Below are 465 nucleotides of genomic sequence, written 5' to 3'. Positions count from 1 at the left end.
GGCGGTGGCATCATGACCACCCTCACTTCCTCCTGTGGATCGCGCCCCGCAGGTACTGACTCGTCCCGCCCGTTCGCTGGATCAGCGAGTTCGACGCTCTTGGGCACGCGTCGCGAGCGAGCCGAGCTGATTCGCCTACTGGCCGCCGTCCGAAGCGAGCGCGACCGCCAGCATCGTGACGCGCGCAGTCTGTGTGGTCAGAAGTCGAGTCATGACGTTGACGTACTTCACCCACTCGTCGAAGTCGATGCCACCGGTCTCATTCAGGACGATGCTCGGGGCGGAGAGTTGCGCGTCAACAAGCTCGTCGACGCCCTTCATCGCTTCGGCAACAAGCTCGCGCGTCTGATCGTCCATGAGTCTCCTTCGGTGGGCGCGTCCGGGCCGGAATCCCGCGACGCATCTGAGCCGATCGTAGGAGTGGCCCCCGGCGACGGGTCCTTCGCCGCGCCGGGGGCATCCACC

At 66.0% G+C, this 465-nt stretch carries 1 protein-coding gene; it reads right to left on the bottom strand.

Annotated elements, in window-relative coordinates; translation table 11 throughout:
* Positions 1–135 precede the first annotated feature (135 nt).
* Entirely contained in the window at positions 136–357 is a 222-nt protein-coding gene (locus tag LL239_RS17585; RefSeq protein WP_228164616.1) for a hypothetical protein, read from the bottom strand.
* Positions 358–465 lie beyond the last annotated feature (108 nt).

The sequence above is a fragment of the Microbacterium testaceum genome (genome assembly GCF_020781835.1).
GTDB classification, from domain to species: Bacteria; Actinomycetota; Actinomycetes; order Actinomycetales; family Microbacteriaceae; genus Microbacterium; species Microbacterium testaceum_H.
This window is presented reverse-complemented; position numbering and strand designations above follow the sequence as displayed.

Bases quoted from the DNA above. Each gene is read 5' to 3' on its own strand.
- LL239_RS17585 (WP_228164616.1), bottom strand. From the start codon at position 357: ATGGACGATCAGACGCGCGAGCTTGTTGCCGAAGCGATGAAGGGCGTC.